The sequence below is a fragment of the Streptomyces swartbergensis genome, from assembly GCF_002148965.1.
Lineage (GTDB): Bacteria > Actinomycetota > Actinomycetes > Streptomycetales > Streptomycetaceae > Streptomyces > Streptomyces swartbergensis.
This window is the reverse complement of the sequence record NZ_NGFN01000650.1, coordinates 1-1,888: the sequence shown is the minus strand read 5'-3', so window position 1 is coordinate 1,888 and position 1,888 is coordinate 1. Positions and strand designations below refer to the sequence as shown.

At 72.4% G+C, this 1,888-nt stretch carries 2 protein-coding genes; one reads left to right on the top strand and one right to left on the bottom strand.

Annotation, left to right across the window (positions count from 1 at the left end):
* Positions 1 to 454 precede the first annotated feature (454 nt).
* Positions 455 to 1,213: an SDR family oxidoreductase gene (locus CA983_RS43235; protein WP_086606062.1), complete on the bottom strand. Its 759-nt coding sequence runs from the start codon at positions 1,211 to 1,213 to the stop codon at positions 455 to 457.
* Between the two features lie 133 nt (positions 1,214 to 1,346).
* Here CA983_RS43235 and CA983_RS43230 point away from each other — a divergent pair.
* On the top strand, positions 1,347 to 1,888 hold a 542-nt coding region (locus CA983_RS43230; protein ID WP_208637178.1), incomplete at its 3' end, for an alkaline phosphatase D family protein.

Genomic DNA, 1,888 nt, shown 5'->3' with positions numbered 1-1,888 from the left:
CCCACACGGGGGTCCGCCGCCACCGGTACGGTCGCACGCGGGCCCTCGGCGGGACGGCTGGTGGAAGGCGCCGGCACCGCGGTCGCGCTCCTGGCGGGCGGGGCCTGGGCGTTGCGCCGGCACAGGGCGTCCGGACCCGCGAAGGGACGGCACCGCGAATGACGTCCACCGGCCGTACGGCACCCGGCCGTTGACGTGAGCGGCAGTCGTTCCGCACGCACCGGTGCGCACCCCGCGGTCCCACGCGGGGTCCACCCCCACCCGGTGCCGTGGAACGACTGCCGCCGCCCCCCTGGATATGGCCTACGGAAGCCCTCAGGTGGAGGTTCTCTGCTCCAACTGTGAAGCTTTCATGTAGGAGAGTTGAGCATAAGCGTCCGACCGGCCGCAATGGTGCGGACGTTCAAATTCCGTTTGTGCAGGTTGACGAGTTGACGAATGCCCGCTCCCGGGCTCAGCCGCGCCCGACGTACGGCATCGCCGTGGCCAGTACGGTCGCGAACTGCACATTCGCCTCCAGCGGCAGCTCCGCCATGTGCCGCACCGTGCGGGCCACGTCGGCGACGTCCATCACCGGTTCCGGGGCGACCTCGCCGTTCGCCTGAAGCGCTCCCGTCTGCATACGGGCGGTCATGTCGGTGGCCGCGTTGCCGATGTCGATCTGCCCGACGGCGATGCGGTACGGCCGCCCGTCCAGCGACAGCGATTTGGTCAGGCCGGTCAGCGCGTGCTTGGTCGCGGTGTAGGCCACCGAGTGCGGACGCGGCGTGTGCGCGGAGATCGAGCCGTTGTTGATGATCCGCCCGCCCTGCGGCTCCTGCTCCTTCATCTGCCGGTACGCCGCCTGCGCGCACAGGAACGCCCCGTTGAGGTTGGTGTCCACCACGTGCCGCCACGCCTCGTAGGGCAGCTCCTCGACCGGCACGCCGCCGGGCCCGAACGTGCCCGCGTTGTTGAACAGCAGGTCGACCCGCCCGAACCGCTCGACGGTGGCGGCGAACAGGGCGGTCACGTCCCCGGGCCGTGAGACGTCCGTCCGTACGGCGAGAGCCGCGCCCTCGGGCACCAGGGCCGCCGTCTCCTCCAGCGCCTCGGTACGCCGCCCCGCCAGTGCCACCGACCAGCCGGCGCGGAGCAGTTCCACGGCGACCGCCCGGCCGATGCCGGAGCCCGCCCCGGTCACCACCGCGATCGCATTTTCCTTGGCATTCATGGGCCCGCAGCGTACGGGAGGGCCCGCCATGCGGAACTCATCCGTCCGTCACACGAGTGCTGTGTACGTGTCAACCAGCTGTCGTCCCCGGCCACTCCAATGTCCCCTGAGCCATTCGTCAGGGGAGGACCGGATGACACCCGCAGCACACCCGTCCCAGCACGCCCCCGAACTCCGCGCGGCCGCCCGGCACATCGGCCGCCGCCGCTTCCTCACCGCCACCGGCGCCGCCGCCGCACTGGCCTTCGCGACCAACCTGCCGTCCCCGGGAATCGCGGCCGCCGCCGAACTCGACGCCGCGCGGATCACCGAGAACCCGTTCACGCTGGGTGTCGCCTCCGGCGACCCGCTGCCCGGCTCCGTGATCCTCTGGACCCGCCTCGCGCCAACCCCCTTCCAGGCCGACAGCGGACTGCCCGCCGAACGCGTCACCGTCCACTGGGAGCTCGCCCACGACGAGCGGTTCCGCCGCATCGCCCGGCGCGGCACCGCCACCGCGCACCCAGAGTTCCACCACACCGTCCACGTCGAGGTGAGCCACCTGGACGCCGGCCGCGTCTACTACTACCGCTTCCGCACGGGCCGCTGGATCAGCCCCACCGGCCGCACCCGCACCGCCCCCGACCCCGGCAGCCGCGTCCCGTCCCTCACCCTCGCCGCCGTCTCCTGCCAGGC